At 39.4% G+C, this 18072-nt stretch carries 15 protein-coding genes; 12 read left to right on the top strand and 3 right to left on the bottom strand.

Annotated features, from left to right (window positions below):
- Positions 1-14 precede the first annotated feature (14 nt).
- From ACYQ2D_RS12780 to ACYQ2D_RS12810, 7 genes are all read left to right on the top strand, one after another.
- Positions 15-1067 carry an NAD(P)-dependent alcohol dehydrogenase gene (locus ACYQ2D_RS12780; RefSeq protein WP_459785687.1) on the top strand — a complete coding sequence of 351 codons (1053 nt, stop codon included), beginning with the start codon at positions 15-17 and terminating at the stop codon, positions 1065-1067.
- A gap of 45 nt (positions 1068-1112) precedes the next feature.
- Positions 1113-3221, top strand: a complete 2109-nt coding sequence (locus ACYQ2D_RS12785) for a glycoside hydrolase family 3 C-terminal domain-containing protein (protein WP_459785689.1) — start codon at positions 1113-1115, stop codon at positions 3219-3221.
- A 155-nt stretch (positions 3222-3376) separates the two neighbouring features.
- Complete coding sequence (gene secA / locus ACYQ2D_RS12790; protein ID WP_117456617.1) at positions 3377-5947, top strand: preprotein translocase subunit SecA; 2571 nt, start codon at positions 3377-3379, stop codon at positions 5945-5947.
- A 54-nt stretch (positions 5948-6001) separates the two neighbouring features.
- A complete protein-coding gene (locus tag ACYQ2D_RS12795; protein ID WP_022303471.1) occupies positions 6002-6244 on the top strand; it encodes a hypothetical protein in 243 nt (80 codons plus the stop codon).
- Between the two features lie 36 nt (positions 6245-6280).
- A protein-coding gene (prfB, locus tag ACYQ2D_RS12800) for a peptide chain release factor 2 (protein ID WP_117456618.1) occupies positions 6281-7403 on the top strand; the annotation gives its coding sequence in 2 pieces (ribosomal slippage) (positions 6281-6355 and positions 6357-7403; 1122 coding nt in all).
- Positions 7404-7477: 74 nt separating this feature from the next.
- On the top strand, positions 7478-7921 hold the full coding sequence (locus tag ACYQ2D_RS12805; protein ID WP_022303469.1) for an ACT domain-containing protein: 444 nt from the start codon (positions 7478-7480) through the stop codon (positions 7919-7921).
- A gap of 7 nt (positions 7922-7928) precedes the next feature.
- Positions 7929-9146 carry a homoserine dehydrogenase gene (locus ACYQ2D_RS12810; protein ID WP_117456619.1) on the top strand — a complete coding sequence of 406 codons (1218 nt, stop codon included), beginning with the start codon at positions 7929-7931 and terminating at the stop codon, positions 9144-9146.
- Positions 9147-9185: 39 nt separating this feature from the next.
- On the opposite strand, the gene ACYQ2D_RS12815 is transcribed toward ACYQ2D_RS12810, so the two are convergent.
- Positions 9186-9608: a DUF2752 domain-containing protein gene (locus ACYQ2D_RS12815; protein ID WP_187558926.1), complete on the bottom strand. Its 423-nt coding sequence runs from the start codon at positions 9606-9608 to the stop codon at positions 9186-9188.
- Positions 9609-9716: 108 nt separating this feature from the next.
- On the opposite strand from ACYQ2D_RS12815, the gene ACYQ2D_RS12820 reads away from it, so the two are divergent.
- Positions 9717-10475, top strand: a complete 759-nt coding sequence (locus tag ACYQ2D_RS12820; RefSeq protein WP_117456621.1) for a DUF975 family protein — start codon at positions 9717-9719, stop codon at positions 10473-10475.
- A 242-nt stretch (positions 10476-10717) separates the two neighbouring features.
- On the opposite strand, the gene ACYQ2D_RS12825 is transcribed toward ACYQ2D_RS12820, so the two are convergent.
- Positions 10718-11293: a hypothetical protein gene (locus ACYQ2D_RS12825; RefSeq protein ID WP_459785692.1), complete on the bottom strand. Its 576-nt coding sequence runs from the start codon at positions 11291-11293 to the stop codon at positions 10718-10720.
- A 280-nt stretch (positions 11294-11573) separates the two neighbouring features.
- Between ACYQ2D_RS12825 and ACYQ2D_RS12830 the strand changes: the two genes are divergently transcribed.
- From ACYQ2D_RS12830 to ACYQ2D_RS12845, 4 genes are all read left to right on the top strand, one after another.
- Entirely contained in the window at positions 11574-12299 is a 726-nt protein-coding gene (locus tag ACYQ2D_RS12830) for a helix-turn-helix transcriptional regulator (protein WP_118701501.1), read from the top strand.
- A gap of 125 nt (positions 12300-12424) precedes the next feature.
- The gene (locus tag ACYQ2D_RS12835; protein WP_459785694.1) at positions 12425-14569 is read left to right on the top strand and encodes a Tex family protein; all 2145 of its coding nucleotides are present in this window, start codon (positions 12425-12427) and stop codon (positions 14567-14569) included.
- A 40-nt stretch (positions 14570-14609) separates the two neighbouring features.
- Positions 14610-16412 carry an aminopeptidase P family protein gene (locus ACYQ2D_RS12840; protein WP_459785696.1) on the top strand — a complete coding sequence of 601 codons (1803 nt, stop codon included), beginning with the start codon at positions 14610-14612 and terminating at the stop codon, positions 16410-16412.
- A 39-nt stretch (positions 16413-16451) separates the two neighbouring features.
- Positions 16452-17156 (top strand): DUF975 family protein, encoded by a 705-nt coding sequence (locus ACYQ2D_RS12845; RefSeq protein WP_459785697.1) that lies wholly within the window; start codon positions 16452-16454, stop codon positions 17154-17156.
- Positions 17157-17235: 79 nt separating this feature from the next.
- Here ACYQ2D_RS12845 and ACYQ2D_RS12850 read toward each other — a convergent pair whose 3' ends face one another.
- Positions 17236-17829 carry a TetR-like C-terminal domain-containing protein gene (locus tag ACYQ2D_RS12850; RefSeq protein WP_022303460.1) on the bottom strand — a complete coding sequence of 198 codons (594 nt, stop codon included), beginning with the start codon at positions 17827-17829 and terminating at the stop codon, positions 17236-17238.
- Positions 17830-18072 lie beyond the last annotated feature (243 nt).

The raw sequence follows: 18072 nt of genomic DNA on the forward strand, positions 1-18072 counted from the left end.
TGAGGAACAAGACAATGGCAGTCAAAATGAAAATGAAGACAGCAGTAATGACAGATTTACAGAAAGTAGAAATTCAGGAACGTGAAGTTCCGACACCGAAGAGTGATGAAGTACTTGTAAAAGTAGAATATGTAGGAATCTGTGGTTCTGACTTACATTACTATGAATCAGGAAGAATCGGAGATTTCATCGTAGAAACTCCTTTCGTACTGGGACATGAAGCAGGTGGTACTGTTGTGGAAGTTGGCGAAAATGTAAAACACTTAAAAGTTGGTGACAGAGTTGCCTTAGAGCCAGGAAAAACCTGTGGAAAATGCGAATTCTGCAAACAGGGTAAATACAATCTGTGTAAAGACGTTGTATTCTTCGCAACTCCGCCGGTAGATGGTGTATTCCAGGAGTATGTTGCACATGAAGCTGACCTTTGTTTCAAACTTCCGGAAAACGTAAGCACAATGGAAGGTGCATTAATTGAGCCATTAGCAGTTGGTATGCATGCCGCAAATCAGGGAGATGCTCATCTTGGACAGACAGCAGTTGTGACAGGTGCAGGATGCATCGGTCTTGTAACTCTGCTTTCTTTGAAAGCAATGGGTGTATCTAATGTAATTGTAGTTGATATTATGGAAAAACGTCTGCAGAAAGCATTGGAACTTGGAGCAACAGCAGTTATCAACGGAAAAGAAGAAGATACGGTTGCCCGCATTATGGAACTGACAGGTGGAAGAGGATTTGACCTTGGAATCGAAACCGCAGGTTCTCAGATTACAGCTTCCCAGTTAATAAAAGGTGCAAATAAAGGCGCAACTATCGTATTTGTCGGATACAGTGCAAGCGGTGAAATGACACTGCCAATCGGTATGGCACTTGACAAAGAACTGACATTTAAAACTGTATTCCGTTACAGAAATATTTATCCGATGGCAATCGATGCAGTTGCTTCCGGAAAAATCAATATCAAAGATATCGTAACAGACTACTTTGAGTTAGATGATATTCAGAATGCACTGGATTCCTGCGTAAAGAATAAAGCAGATATCGTAAAAGGTGTAATTAAAGTCTGCTAATAAAATAGTCTGCTGATAAATAAAGAGAGGAATTGAGGAAAAAAGATGAGAGACAGAAAAAAAGCAAGAGAACGGGCAGAAGCACTGGTTTCACAGATGACAGTAGATGAGATGGCAAGTCAGTTAAAATTTGATGCTCCGGCAATTGAAAGACTTGGAATTCCTGCATATAACTGGTGGAATGAAGGACTTCACGGAGTAGCAAGAGCCGGTACAGCAACCGTATTCCCACAGGCAATCGCAATGGCGGCAGCGTGGGATACAGATTTAATGAAGGCAGAGGCTTCTGTTATTTCAGAAGAAGCACGTGCAAAATATAATGAGTCTATAAAGCATGGAGACAGAGACATTTACAAAGGGCTTACTTTATGGTCTCCAAATGTAAATATCTTCCGTGACCCAAGATGGGGAAGAGGACATGAAACTTATGGGGAAGACCCGACTTTAACATCCAGACTTGCAGTTCCATTTATCGAAGGACTGCAGGGTGATGGAGAATATTTAAAGACAGCAGGATGTGCAAAACATTTTGCAGTTCACTCCGGACCGGAAGCACTTCGTCATTCTTTCGATGCAAAAGCAAACAAGAAAGATATGTATGAAACCTATCTTCCAGCTTTTGAAGCCTGCGTAAAAGAAGCGGATGTAGAAGCAGTGATGGGAGCTTACAACCGTACAAACGGAGAACCGTGCTGTGCAAGTGAAGAACTGATGGAACACATTCTTCGTGAAGACTGGAAGTTTGAAGGTCATTATGTGTCAGACTGCTGGGCAGTCCGTGATTTCCATGAACACCATATGGTAACCAAAAACGGTGTAGAATCTTCAGCACTGGCATTAAATAAAGGCTGTGACTTAAATTGTGGCTGTACTTATCTGTGTTTAAAAGAAGCATTAAATAAAAGACTGACCACAAAAGAAAAAGTAAAAGAGGCTGCAATCCGTCTCTTTACTACAAGATTTCTGCTTGGAATGTTCGACGAGACTGAATTTGATAAGATTCCGTATACAGCAGTAGAATCCAAAGAACATCTGGAACTTTCCAGAAAAGCAGCAGAAGAAAGCATTGTTCTTCTTAAGAATAATGGAATCTTACCGCTCAAAAAAGAAGAACTTAAGATTATTGGTGTTATCGGACCAAATGCAGATAACAGAAGCTCTCTGGATGGAAATTATCATGGGACAGCTTCCCGTTATATTACAGCACTTGAAGGAATTCAGGATTATGTCGGCGATGATGTAAGAGTCATGTATGCAAAAGGAAGTCATTTATTTCTGGATAAAGAAGAAGCGCTTGCACAGGAAGATGACAGAATTGCAGAAGCACTCAGCGTAGCAGAGCATAGTGATGTGGTTGTACTATGTATTGGTCTGGACGAATCACTTGAGGGAGAAGAGGGAGATACCGGAAATGCTTATGCGTCCGGAGATAAAGAGAATCTTGAATTTCCAAAAAGTCAGCAGAGACTGATGCATGCAGTATTAGAAACCGGTAAAAAAGTAATTGTATGCAACTTTACCGGAAGTGCCATGAATCTTTCTGAAGCAGAAGAAAAAGCAGATGCAGTCATTCAGGCATGGTATCCGGGTTCACAGGGTGGAAAAGCACTGGCAAATATCTTATTTGGAGAAGTTTCTCCAAGTGGAAAGTTGCCGATTACCTTCTATCGTACTTTAGATGAACTGCCTGATTTTACAGATTATTCTATGAAAGGCAGAACTTATCGTTATCTGACCGAAGAACCATTATATCCATTTGGATATGGTTTAAGCTATGGCGATGTGCAGGTGGAAAAGGCAGAATTTGCAAAAGCACCGGAAAAAGAGCAGGATGCTGAAATTCGCGTTACCGTGAAAAATCATTCTGAAGTAGCAACAAGAGATGTAGTAGAAGTGTATATCAAGAATCAGGATTCTAAGTATGCACCGGTAAATCCGGCTCTGTGCGGATTTGCAAAAGTTTCTCTTGAAGCAGGGGAAGAAAAAGAGCTGACCATTACAGTTTCAAAAGAAGCTTATAAAGTCGTAAATGACGAAGGAGAAAAGATTTTCGATTCTTCTTCCAGTGTTCTCTTTGTCGGAACAAACGGTCCGGATAAGAGAAGTGAAGCTTTAGCAGGAAAGATGACAAAGCAGTTAGTAATTAACTGGTAAAAATCAGAGCTACGAGGGCGGGAATTTCATAATTCCTGCCCTTGTTTTCGTTACTGGAAAGTGATACAATAAATAGTACTGTGGTATAGTGTAGATACGCTTACAGTATGACACTTATGTTTAAGCTAGTAATAAAATCAGGAGTATAATTAAGTATGAATATAATTGAGAAAATGTTTGGTACTCACAGCCAGCGAGAATTAAAACGTATCATGCCGATTGTAGATAAGATTGATTCCCTTCGTCCATCTATGCAGGCTCTTTCCGATGAAGAACTTCGTGGAAAAACAAGGGAGTATAAAAAACGTCTGGAAGAAGGCGAAACACTGGATGATTTACTTCCGGAAGCATTTGCAACCGTACGTGAGGCAGCAAAGCGAGTATTAAATATGGAGCACTACCGTGTTCAGTTAATCGGTGGAATTATTCTTCATCAGGGGCGTATCGCAGAGATGAGAACCGGTGAAGGTAAAACATTGGTATCTACCCTTCCGGCTTACCTAAATGCACTGGAGGGAAAAGGCGTCCACATCGTAACAGTCAATGACTATCTGGCACACCGTGATGCAGAGTGGATGGGAAAAGTTCATGAATTTTTAGGACTGACGGTAGGTGTTGTACTCAATTCCATGAAAAATGATGAAAGACGTGCACAGTATGCCTGCGATATCACTTATGTAACCAATAATGAATTAGGATTCGATTACCTGCGTGATAATATGGTAATCTATAAAGAACAGTTAGTGCAAAGGGATTTACACTATGCAATCATCGATGAGGTTGACTCGGTATTAATTGATGAGGCAAGAACGCCTCTTATCATTTCCGGACAGAGTGGAAAATCCACAAAACTCTATGAAGTGTGCGATATTCTTGCAAGACAGTTAGAGCGCGGAGAAGCCAGTGGTGAAATGACCAAAATGACAGCTATCATGGGTGAGGAAATCATCGAGACCGGTGACTTTATCGTAAATGAAAAAGATAAAATCGTAAACCTGACAGAACAGGGTGTTCATAAAGTAGAAAAATTCTTTAATATTGAAAACCTGGCAGACCCGGAAAATCTGGAAATCCAGCATAATATTATTCTTGCACTGCGTGCTCATAATTTAATGTTCCGCGATCAGGATTATGTGGTAAAAGACGATGAGGTTTTAATCGTTGATGAATTTACCGGACGTATCATGCCGGGACGTCGTTATTCCGATGGTCTGCATCAGGCAATCGAAGCAAAAGAACATGTAAAAGTAAGACGTGAGAGTAAAACGCTTGCAACAATCACTTTCCAGAATTTCTTTAATAAATATGCAAAGAAATCCGGTATGACCGGTACAGCTTTGACAGAAGAAAAAGAGTTCCGTGAAATCTATGGAATGGATGTTATCGAGATCCCGACCAACCGTCCGGTTGCGCGTATTGACTATGACGATGCCGTTTACATGACCAAGAAAGAAAAATTCCATGCAGTTGTTGAGGCGATTAAAGAAGCACATGCAAAAAATCAGCCGGTACTGGTTGGTACGATTACCATTGAGACCTCTGAATTAATCAGTAAAATGTTAAAGAGGGAAGGAATCCCTCATCAGGTATTAAATGCAAAATATCATGAGAAAGAAGCCGAAATCGTTGCACATGCAGGGGAAGCCGGAATGGTTACTATTGCTACGAATATGGCAGGTCGTGGTACCGATATCAAGCTGGATGATGTAGCAAGAGAAGCCGGTGGTTTGAAAATTATTGGTACAGAGCGTCATGAATCCAGACGAATTGACAATCAGTTGCGTGGACGTTCCGGCCGTCAGGGAGACCCGGGTGAATCTCGCTTCTACATTTCTCTGGAGGATGATTTAATGCGTCTGTTCGGTTCTGAAAAACTGATGGGAGTATTCAAATCACTTGGTGTTGCAGAAAATGAACAGATTGAACATAAGATGCTTTCCAATGCAATTGAAAAAGCACAGCAGAAGATTGAAGGAAATAACTATGGTGTTCGTAAGAACCTGTTAGATTATGACCAGGTAAATAATGAACAAAGAGAAATTATTTACAAAGAAAGACGCCGTGTACTGGACGGAGAAAACATGCGTGATTCTATCTATAAGATGATTACAGATACCGTAGAACATGCTGTAGAAATGTGCTTCTCTGATGATGTAGATACCGCAGAATGGGATTTAGAAGAATTTAATTCTGTACTCTTACCGACGATTCCATTAAAAGCTCTGACCAAAGAAGATGTCAAAGGCAAAAAGAAAAAACAGGTAGAACAGGAATTAAAAGAAGCTGCTGTCAAACTCTATGAGGAAAAAGAAGCAGAATTCCCGGAAGCAGAACAGCTTCGTGAATTAGAGCGTGTTATCCTCTTAAAAGTAATCGACCAGAAATGGATGGATCACATCGATGATATGGATCAGTTACGTCAGGGTATCGGACTTCAGGCTTATGGTCAGAGAGACCCGAGAGTCGAATACAAAATGCAGGCTTATGAAATGTTTGATAACATGATTAACAACATTCAGGAGACAACGGTTCGTCTGCTGTATCATGTAAGAATTGAACAGAAGGTAGAAAGAGAACAGGTTGCACAGGTAACCGGTACAAATAAAGATGAATCCGGTCCGAAAAAGCCGATTCAAAGAGAAGAAAACAAAATTTATCCAAATGACCCATGCCCATGTGGAAGCGGTAAAAAATATAAACAGTGCTGTGGAAGAAAAAGAATCTAAAGCAGATACAGATAAAAGAGAACAGGCAAAAGCAAAAAGCCGGAAGGTGAACAAATGGGACAGATTGTAGAATTTACAATGGAAAGAGAAGGACTGGTAAAAGAGGGTGACCGAGTAGAATTAAAAGAGGACTGTGCGAGTACCATGTCCGGACAGATGTATTATTATACAATTAAAGATGCCATTGCAATGTCAAGTAATTTAAAACGTCCACTTAAGAAATTAAGCGGTACGGTAATAAAAGTCGAGCCACAGATTTCCATTTATATGGTTTCTGTGGAAATCGATGAGGAATAAAAATAAGAAAAATATTCATGAAAGTAGGTGAAGCTATTGGTAGAATTAGATCAGTTTAAATATACATTAAACGGCTATAATGGACCATTAGTGGAAGTGAGGGATTCACTTTGACCTCGCTAACAAAGAAAAAAGGGTCGAAGAATTAGAAAGAGAAATGGAAGCTCCTGATTTTTGGGATAATCCGGAGCGTTCCCAGAAAATGATGAAAGAGCTGAGTACCTTAAAAGAGGATATTCAGATTTATCAGAAATTAGAGACACAAAAAGAAGAAATTGAGCTGATGATTGAGATGGGATACGAAGAGAATGATGCTTCGGTCATTCCTGAAATTCAGGATATGCTCGATGAATTTCAGGCGGATTTTGAAAAAATCCGTGTAAAAACACTGCTTTCCGGTGAATACGACAAGGACAATGCGATTTTGACCTTACATGCCGGGGCGGGCGGAACAGAATCCTGCGACTGGGCGGGCATGCTTTATCGAATGTATCAAAGATGGGCGGACCGTCATGGCTATTCCACTGAGGTACTGGATTATCTGGATGGAGACGAAGCAGGAATCAAATCTGTTACGATTCAGATTAATGGGGAAAATGCGTATGGATATTTGAAATCCGAAAAGGGAGTACACCGTCTGGTGCGTATTTCTCCGTTTAATGCAGCAGGAAAGAGACAAACTTCTTTTGTATCCTGTGATGTGATGCCGGATATTGAAGAAGATGTTGATGTGGAAATCAAAGATGATGATTTGCGAATTGATACCTACCGTTCCAGTGGAGCAGGTGGACAGCATATCAACAAAACTTCATCGGCGATTCGTATTACGCATCTTCCGACCGGAATTGTGGTACAGTGTCAGAACGAGCGTTCCCAGTTCCAAAATAAAGATAAGGCGATGCAGATGTTGAAAGCAAAACTGTACTTGTTAAAGCAGCAGGAACAGGAGCAGAAACTTTCCGGTATTCAGGGTGAATTAACTGAAATTGGCTGGGGAAATCAGATTCGTTCTTATGTCATGCAGCCATACACAATGGTAAAAGACCACAGAACCAATGAGGAATCCGGAAATGTAGATGCAGTTATGGATGGAGATATTGACCGTTTTATCAATGCTTATCTAAAATGGATTGCGCTTGGAAATAAGAAAAATAGTTGATAAAAATACAAGAATGTGTTAATATCTTTTGGAGAAACACAAATGTATTTTTGGAACAAACAAAGGGGAAGCGAATGTCAGATAATAAAAGGTATTTTGTAGTAACAGAAAAGGCAGTCCCGGAAGTACTGTTAAAAGTAGTAGAGGCAAAAAAACTTTTGGAGTCAAAACGGACTGTAACGGTACAGGAAGCCGTAGAAGCAGTAGGAATCAGCAGAAGTTCCTTTTATAAATACAAAGATGATATCTTTCCTTTTCGTGAAAAAACCAAAGGACAGAATATTACATTTATTCTTCAGATGGATGATGAACCAGGACTGCTCTCAGGTGTATTAAAAACGATTGCCTACTATCATGGCAATATTCTTACCGTACACCAGAGTATTCCGATTAACGGAATTGCCAGTCTTACATTAAGTGTACAGATTTTGCCTGCACAGGGTGATGCAGAAGCAATGGTGGCGGAGATTGAACACATCGAGGGCGTTCACTATCTGAAAATCTTAGGTAGGGAGTAGAGGAAAGATGATACAGATTGCGGTATTAGGCTATGGTACAGTAGGCTCGGGAGTTGTGGAAGTAATCAACACCAATCATGAGAGCATTAATAAAAGAGTAGGACAGGAAGTCAACATTAAATATGTGTTAGATTTACGTGACTTCCCGGGAGACCCGGTAGAAAAAGTTTTGGTTCATGATTATGAAACCATTATCAATGACCCGGAAGTAGATATTGTAGTGGAAGTAATGGGTGGTGTAGAACCGGCGTATACTTTTACCAAACGTGCACTTCAGGCAGGAAAGAGTGTCTGCACATCCAATAAAGAATTAGTTGCAAGACATGGTTTGGAACTGCTTAAAATTGCAGAAGAGAAAAATATTAACTATATGTTTGAAGCAAGCTGTGGCGGTGGTATTCCGATTATCCGTCCACTTCACTCTTCTTTAACAGCAGATGAGATCGATGAAATTTCCGGTATCTTAAATGGTACAACAAACTATATTCTTTCAAAAATGCAGGCTGAGAATGCAGATTTTGAAGAAGTATTAAAAGAAGCTCAGGAAAAAGGGTATGCAGAAAGAAATCCGGAAGCAGACGTAGAGGGATATGATGCCTGCAGAAAGATTGCAATCTTATCCTCTCTGGCATTTGGAAACCATGTAAATTATGAAGAGATTTACACAGAAGGTATTACAAAAATCACAGTAGAAGATATGAAGTATGCTTCAGCACTTGGCATGAGCATTAAACTGCTTGCGACAAGCAAGAAAGAAAATGATAAATTCTATGCGATGGTAAGTCCGGTACTTGTTGGAACAGACAGCCCGCTTTACAGTGTAAATGATGTCTTTAATGCAATCTTCGTACATGGAAATGTACTCGGAGATGCAATGTTCTATGGAAGTGGAGCAGGAAAACTTCCGACAGCAAGCGCAGTTGTAGGAGATGTTGTAGATTGTGCAAAACATCTTCACGAAAATGTGATGACAAGCTGGAACAGTGAAAAATTAGATTTAATGGATATCAAAGAAGTGGTTCATCCATTCCTGGTTCGTATAAAAGGAAAGGAAGCGGAAATGGCAGATGCAGTAAAAGCTGTATTTGGTGCAGTAAAAACTGTATCCGTTCCGGATGTGGAAGGCGAATTTGCAATTATCACAGGACCGTTAAGCGAAGCAGAGTACGAAGCAAAAGCAGCAAAACTTCCGGAAATCATCTCCAGAATCCGTTTTAAAGCGTAAAAAATGAAAGAGGCTGTTCTGTCAAAAACAGCCTCTTTTTTAATTTCCAAGCACATCAATTCCCCATTTCCATTTCAAAAAATTCCGTAAAATCCATTGTACTAAAATAATGATACCGGCAAATTTAATATAGTTGTCCCGGTATCTTAAACCTATGGCGAAGTTCCCCTTTGATAAAAGTTCGATACTGTGACTGATCATGAAAATCAAATATACGACTGCTGTATAAGGAACAACCGGATGATAGAGCAGGGAACGTAAAAAATGTCCATGTAAAAAGGCGATACATGCCCGTGTTCCGCCGCATCCCGGACAGTAATATCCGGTCAGGGTACGGAAGAGACAGGGGAGATGAAAGAAGGTTCTGAAATGGGAAAACTTTGCTATCAATAAATAACTTAGAAAAATTCCGAGTAAAATCCACCCTAAGAGATATAGATTTTTTTCTTCCTGTTTATGCATAATGGAATATATCCTCTTTTCTTGACAAAATGAAAAAATAATCTTACACTAATTGAAATGGACAATTGAAATAAACAGTTAATTACAAAAGATTGGAGACTTTATTTTATGAAAAGAACTTCTGCTTCTCTTAAGCTGATTGCGAGACAGCAACTGAGTGGAAATTATGGAACTCCGATGGCAGGAATTTTACTGCTTGGACTTTGTTCCTTTCTTCCCTCTTTTTTTATTTCTTCTACGATGGGTACCGGTACAACAATGGGACTGGTTACTTCGCAGATTTTAGTGTATGTTATTTCACTTCTTGTCAGCGTGTTGAAGGCTGGATATAGTAAAATGATGGTAAATATCTGTCGTGGAGAGTCTTTTGAAGGAAAAGACCTGGCATTTGCATTTACGCATCATCCAGACCGTTTTATTATTGTACACCTGATTATTCTGATTGTACAGTTTGTAATTGGTCTGCCGTTTAATATTCCACTCTGGACAGACAGTAGCAGTATTTCTTATATCTGGCTTTCTGTACTTGCAATGTGTGTGGATACAATAGTAGCTTTGGTTTTAAATCTGTTTTTGGCTGTTACGGATTATCTGTTATTGGATGATATCAATTTATCAGCAGTGGATGCAATGAAAAAAAGCTGTTCCCTTATGAAAGGAAATAAGTGGCGTTATTTCTATATTAATTTAAGTTTTATTCCACTGCTTCTGGCAAGTATGCTGACCTGCTATATTGGTCTGTTATGGCTGATGCCTTATATGGAAGCAACGATGGCAGCGTTTTATCTGGATTTAAAAGGTGAGTTTGACAAAAAAGAAGAACCGGTAATTGAACTGGAAACAAAAGAATATGAAAATTTAAAATAAAAAAATTAGACTGGAAAAATCAGATTAGAAAAATAAAAATCCTGTTTTGAGGTTTTCGATTCCTCAAAGCAGGATTTTTTTGTTTTAGTCAAGTGGATATTCGCAATCCGCTACGCTACTTGCTCATAACCAAATAGCTGCTACGCGCTTATCAGAAGGGGCTTGCCCCCTCCTGATACAAGCAAGTCCCCACCCCCGCTTATTGCTTTTCGCAATTGAAGCAGGGGACTTACTTGATTTGGTTAAATTACATTATGATGTCCAGAATCTTCCTGATGTGGAGTCGGATATTCATAGTAATAGTCGTAGCCATCGGAATCATCTCCATCATAAGGCGTATGGTCGTAGTGATAAGGCTGTGAATTTTCATAGTTATGATCGGAATCTGAACCGGCGTTTGGATAAAGATAATCATACAGAAAATTGTAGATGTCATTTTCGGAATAATCGTCCGGATGCTCGATAATGTCCAGATATTGCTTGAAAAATTCGGTGTTGGTCGAATTTGAAGTGAATCGAACCAGAAATACAGCAAGCAAAATTAAAACAGCTATTAAACTGATACCTGATAAAATCATGCCGACACGCGCATTTTGCGGACGGGTTCGGTCGCCTTTGGAAAGTGCACCAAGAATCAAGGCAAGTCCTGCAAAAACAAGGGCAAGCGGTGGCATACAGCAGATTGATAACAGGGAAAGAATTCCAAGAATCAAAGAGGCGGAGGCACAGCTCGAACTGCCTTGATAACGCTGAGGCTGTTCATAATAAGGCGGTGTCTGTGGCGGAAAATTATCATTTGAATTATAAAAATTATCCATTTTGTAAAAACCTCATTTCTCAAAAATAAAAAAATTGTTATTGCTCATTTTAACACGTTGTACCGATTAGGGCAAGCGTTTGAACGCAGATAAGCATTCCGCCGCTTAAAGTGCGCAGAAACCTTATGTGTCAGGCAAATGTTTGGGATGAAAGCTGTCAATCTCTTAAAATTGACTAAAAATTATCAGAATAGTCAAAAATAGGGGATAAAAGGGCAGTTTGAAAAATATTACAATAAAAAGATAAGAAAAATTTGACCGTTGGAAATGAGGTAACACTATGGGCAGTGCATACGAAGGAGTATTGCAAAGACTGCAGATGTACAGACAAAAGAGAAAACTGAATCAGAAGAGCATGAGTCAGATGATGGGTGTTACCCAGAGCCACTATAGTAAGTTGGAACAGGGAAAGACCATTATTTCAGCAGAAGAACTCAAAAATTTTGACAGTCATGGCTGTGATATGGATTATCTGCTGACAGGAGAGGAATGTGAAGAAACGATATTAAATCACTATCTGGGTGTCTGTAAGAAAGAAATAAAAAGCGATTTCTTACAGCTTATGGTCTGGACAATAGAGCAGGGTATCAATATTTCGGGAAAAGAACAGAAAAATGGAGTGGATTATACCAAAGAAATCAGACTGCTCCGTTATTCTGCTTTTGAAAAAGAGACGGATTCAAGAACAATCTGGTATTGGATGAGAAAAGCAAGTGATATTACACAGGATAAGATGGCACAGCATTTAGATATTACGACAAAAAGGTATCGTGAAATTGAAAAAGGCAGATTAGGTGTTAATGCAGAACTTCTGGCAGTGTTGTATCAGAATCTGGGTTATCCGCCATCTGTTGTTTTTTATGAGGATGTACAAAACATTAGCAGTTTAAATAAAGTATGGCAGGAATTTGATTCTGATTTACAAAAGGAATTGGAAGTATTTTTAAAGGCAGGTCTGGAAATCTGCAATCGAAATCAAATTCAAAAACAAAATCAAGAAGAGTAAAACGCAGTGGATTTTTAATAAAAAAGTTCATTGCGTTTTTTGTTTTCTTGACAAAACTGTCATAGGTTGGTAAGGTTAGAAAGAAAGCAAATGGCAAGAATTGCTTGATTTAAAAGGAGAAAATTATGGACATTATTTTAGCTTTGACCAAAGAACTAAATGTGGAAAAGTGGCAGATAGAGGCTGCTGTAAAATTGATAGATGAAGGAAATACGATTCCATTTATTTCCCGTTACCGAAAAGAAGTAACCGGTGCTTTAAATGATGAAGTGCTTCGTAATTTAAACGACAGACTGACTTATCTTAGAAATCTGGAAGAGAAGAAAACTCAGGTGCTTTCCAGCATTGAAGAACAGGGAAAGCTGACTGAAGAATTAAAGAAACAGATTTTAGAAGCGCAGACGCTGGTTGTGGTAGAGGATTTATATCGTCCATACCGCCCGAAACGCCGTACCAGAGCAACGATTGCAAAAGAAAAAGGGTTGGAACCTCTTGCAAATATTATTTTATTACAAATGACAGACAAATCCCTTGAAGAAGAAGCGAAGGCATTTGTCTCCGAAGAAAAAGAAGTGGCAACAGTGGAAGAGGCTATTTCCGGTGCAAAAGATATCGTAGCAGAAAGTATTTCCGATAAAGCGGATTACCGTAGTGAAATTCGTGAGCGTACTTTCAGGAAAGGCATGCTTGTTTCAACTGCAAAAAAACCGGAAGAGACGTCTGTTTATGAGAAATATTATGAATATGAAGAACGTGTGGAAAAAATGCCGGGACACCGGGTGCTTGCTATTAATCGTGGAGAGAAAGAGAAGTTTTTAGGTGTAAAAATTGAAGCTCCGGCAGAAGAAATTTTAGGTTATCTCCAAAGAGAGATTATTACAAGAAAAAATCCAAATACACAGGATGTATTAAAAGAAGCAATCGAGGATAGTTATAATCGTCTGATTGCACCTGCAATTGAGAGAGAAATCCGAAACAGCATGACGGAAAAAGCAGAAGATGAATCCATTAAAGTCTTTAAGAAAAATCTTCAGCAGCTGTTGATGCAGCCGCCGATTGTTGGAAAAGTAGTGCTTGGATGGGACCCGGCGTTTCGTACCGGTTGTAAACTTGCAGTGGTAGATGAAACCGGAAAAGTCTTGGATACGGTTGTGATTTATCCGACTGCACCGACCACTCCCGCTAAGATTGCGTCGGCAAAAGAAACTCTGAAAAAATTAATTAAAAAATACAATGTCAGCCTGATTTCTCTTGGAAACGGAACCGCTTCAAGAGAATCCGAACAGATTATTGTGGAACTTTTAAAAGAAATTCCGGAGAAGGTTCAGTATGTAATTACAAACGAGGCAGGAGCTTCTGTATACTCTGCAAGTAAACTGGCTACCGAAGAATTTCCAAATTTTGATGTAGGACAAAGAAGTGCCGCTTCCATTGCAAGACGACTTCAGGATCCGCTTGCAGAGTTGGTAAAAATTGACCCGAAGTCCATTGGTGTCGGACAGTATCAGCATGATATGAACCAGAAAAAATTAGGGGAAGCCCTGTCTGGAGTTGTAGAGGACTGCGTGAATAAAGTCGGAATTGATTTAAATACCGCTTCGGTTTCCCTGCTTGAATATATTTCCGGTATCAGCAAAGCGATTGCAAAAAATATCGTAGCATACCGTGAGGAAAATGGACGTTTTGAGAGTCGAAAAGAACTTTTAAAAGTACCAAAATTAGGACCGAAAGCGTTTGAACAGTGTGCAGGTTTCCTTCGTATTACAGGGGGAAGCAATCCGCTTGATGCAACCAGTGTGCATCCGGAAAGCTATGAAGTAGCAGAAAAATTCCTGGAAAATATGGGAACAACTGCAGAGGATATTTTCAAGGGTCATGGTGCATTTTATGTAAAAGATTATAAAAAGATGGCAGAGTCTCTTGGAACGGGAGAAATAACCCTTCGTGATATCGTAAAAGAACTTGGAAAACCAGGACGTGATCCGAGAGAAGAAATGCCAAAACCGGTGCTTCGTACCGACGTGCTTGATATGAAAGATTTAAAAGAAGGCATGATTTTAAAAGGTACAGTGCGAAATGTCATCGACTTTGGTGCATTTGTGGATATCGGAGTGCATCAGGACGGACTGGTACACATTTCACAGATGACAGACCGATATATCAAACATCCACTTGAAGCAGTCAGCGTTGGAGACATCGTGGAAGTCAAAGTGTTAAATGTGGATGAAAAGAAAAAGCGAATTTCCCTTACTATGAAAGGAATTCAGTAAATAGAAGTAAGAGATAGAAGCAAGAGAGGAAGTTTTTAACATGAGTGAGAACAGAGAAAGAATCCTGAAATTACAGGAAAAAATGCAGGAATTAAACATTGATATGTATTTGGTTCCTACAGCAGATTTTCATCAGTCTGAATATGTAGGGGATTACTTTAAAGCCAGAAAATGGCTTTCTGGTTTCAGTGGTTCAGCAGGTACACTGCTTGTAACCGATGACCAGGCATATTTATGGACAGACGGAAGATATTTTATTCAGGCAGCGAAAGAACTTGAAGATACCGGAGTTACTTTAATGAAGATGCGTGAACCAGGCGTTCCGACAGTCGATGAATTTCTGGAAATGAACCTGGCAAAAGGTTCCTGCCTTGCCTGCGACGGAAGAGTCATCAGCGTGTCACAGGGAAAAGCATACAAAAAAATGATGGAAGACAAAGAAGGACGGTTCTATTGTCAGGAAGACTTATTAGACGGCATCTGGAATGACCGTCCGGAACTGTCCAAAGAACCGGCTTATCTTGTGGATATAAAATATGTTGGAACATCCAGAGAAGAAAAAATCGAGATGGTGCGCAGAGCAATGAAAAAATATGAAGCTGACGTGCATATCTTATCCAGTCTGGACGATATCGCATGGCTGTTAAACATCCGTGGAAACGATATTATTTACAATCCGGTTGTGCTTTCTTATGTTGTCGTGAAAGCAGACGAAGTCATTTTCTATGTGCAGGATGGCGTGGTTTCCGATGAAATTAAGAGTGAATTAGAAAAAGCCGGAGTGGTACTCCGCCCATACTTTGCGATTTATGAAGAAGTAAAAACACTTGCAAAAGACAGTAAGATTTTATTAGATGAAGGTGTAGTAAACTATACATTATTTGAAAATCTGCCAGAAGAAGTTACCACAGTCAATGCGATGAATCCGACCAAACCGGCAAAAGCAATGAAAAATGCGGTTGAGATGGAAAATGAACGCATTGCGCACATCAAAGATGCAAGAGCAATGTGCAGATTTATTTACTGGTTAAAGAAAACGGTGCCAGAGGAAACAGTGGATGAATACAATGCTGCAGAAAAAAGCAGAGAGTTTCGTGAAGAAGATAAAGACTGTCTGGATTTAAGTTTTGAAACAATCTGTGCTTATGGATCAAACGCTGCAATGTGTCATTATGCACCGTCAAAAGAGGACTGTGCAAAAGTGGAACCAAAAGGATTTTTCCTGATTGATTCCGGCGGACAGTACTGGCAGGGAACAACGGATATCACAAGAACGATTGCGGTAGGACCGTTAAGCGAAGAAGAGAAAAAACATTTTACGCTTGTATTAAAAGGAAATATTCGTCTGGCAATGGCAAAATTCCCGTATGGCGTAGGCGGTGCACATCTGGATATACTGGCAAGAGGTGCACTGTGGGATGCGGGACTGGATTTCAATCACGGAACCGGTCATGGAGTCGGATATCTCTTAAATGTACATGAAGGACCACAGAACATCAACTGGAACAGTGGAATCCGTCCGGGTGGAATGATTCCGCTTGAAGAAGGCGTATTGATTTCCGATGAACCAGGACTGTATCTGGAAGGAAAATACGGAATCCGCTGTGAAAACCTGCTGATGTGCAAAAAAGCAGAAAAAAATGACTATGCACAGTTTATGAACTTTGAAGTCGTAACGCTTGTGCCATTTGAACGAGAAGCAATCATTCCGGAACTTTTGGGAGAAACGGAATTAAAATGGTTAAATGAATATCATAAACATGTGTATGAAGTAGTAGAGCCATTGTTAGAGAACAAAGAAGAAAAAGAATGGCTCAAAGAAGCGACAGCGGAGATAAAATAAAGTTCAAGTCGAATATTGAGATAAAAAGGGAGAATGATTATGTGGACGAGAGCAGACTTAAAAGAAAGAGGAAAACTTTGCTTCCATAGAAACTACGCAGCATCTGTCTTAGCAGGTTTGATGATTACAATTGCAACAGCTTCGATAGGTGGCAGTTATGATGTCAGAGGCACAGTGAATGGTGTCGTAAATGACAGTGGTTATTCCGCAGATATTTCACTGCCGATTGTGGGTGGAGTTACATTATTTGTTCTGATTTTAAAGATTTTTGTGTTAAATGTATTGATGGTTGGAGCAGTTCGCTTTTTTATTGAAAATCGAGACTATAATGCACCTGTTTCAAAGATAGGATTTGGATTTCAGAATGGAAATTTTGCAAATGTGGCAATGGTAATGTTCATGCAGAATTTATATATTTTCTTATGGACACTTTTGTTTGTAATTCCAGGAATTGTAAAATCCTATTCTTACCGCATGGTTCCATATATTCTGGCAGAACAGCCGGATATTAATTATCGGGATGCAATCCGCATCAGCCGTGAGATGATGGATGGAGAAAAGATGAATACATTTGTGCTGGATTTATCGTTTATTCTTTGGGGACTGCTTGGTGCAGTGACCTGTGGTCTGGGAGTAGTGTTCTATGTAAAACCTTATGTGGAAGCAACAAATGCAGAATTGTATGTGACTCTTCGTAATAAATGGAATATGGGAAATACGAAAACGGCGACATTTGATTTTTAAAAAATGAAAAAGAAACAAGAAAAGGTTCGGAAGAAGTTGAATTTCTTCTGAACCTTTTTGCGTATATGTTTGATTTAAGCTATAAAGTTGTACTTGGCAGTCGTTTGATATCTTTGAGTGCATTCATAATCAGATGATAAGTCAATTCTGCCATTTGAAGCGGGGTATCTGTAGTATCTCCAGATTCCAGCCAGGATTTGACCATACCCACACAACCGGTCAGACAAAAGGCATAAGCATATTTAATATTGGTTACGTCTGTAGCAAATGTTGTAGTCAGAACATGCAGGCTGTGTTGTGAAATAATAGATTCCATACGAAGCACAAATGCCATGTCTCCGTTTGAACCAAGCAGGGCATTGCAGATATCGCGGTTATCCCATAATACTTCTAAAATTTCCTTAATCATAGGGAAACTTTCTTTGTAATAAGAATCCACAGGATGATTATTTACAATCTGATTGATTTCCCCCTCAAGCTCATCCTCGATTGATTCTAACATCTGGTAAATATCTGTGTAGTGAAGATAAAAAGTAGAACGGTTAATATCAACTTCATCAACTAATTCTTTTACCGTAATTTCTTTGATACTTTTCGTCTGCATCAATTTCGCAAGTCCGGCACGAAGTTGAGCTTTGGTTTTTCGGACTCTTCGGTCAGTTTTCTTTTCCATATATAAGACTCCTCTCAGGTTTTTGAAGAAAAAGCAACATAAATGATAAAAAATGTCTATTAATGTACATAAAAACTAGTTATTGATGGTTGTATCACTGTTGCACCTTTAGTATAATTCATCATGAAGAAAAAATCAACACAATATCTATTAAACTATTCAAAGTACGTTAAACAAATCGAAATCGGATAAGCGATTTGACGTAGAAAGAAACAGAGTTATCAATTATCTTTTAGAAATGAT

The sequence above is a fragment of the Blautia stercoris genome (assembly GCF_054657695.1).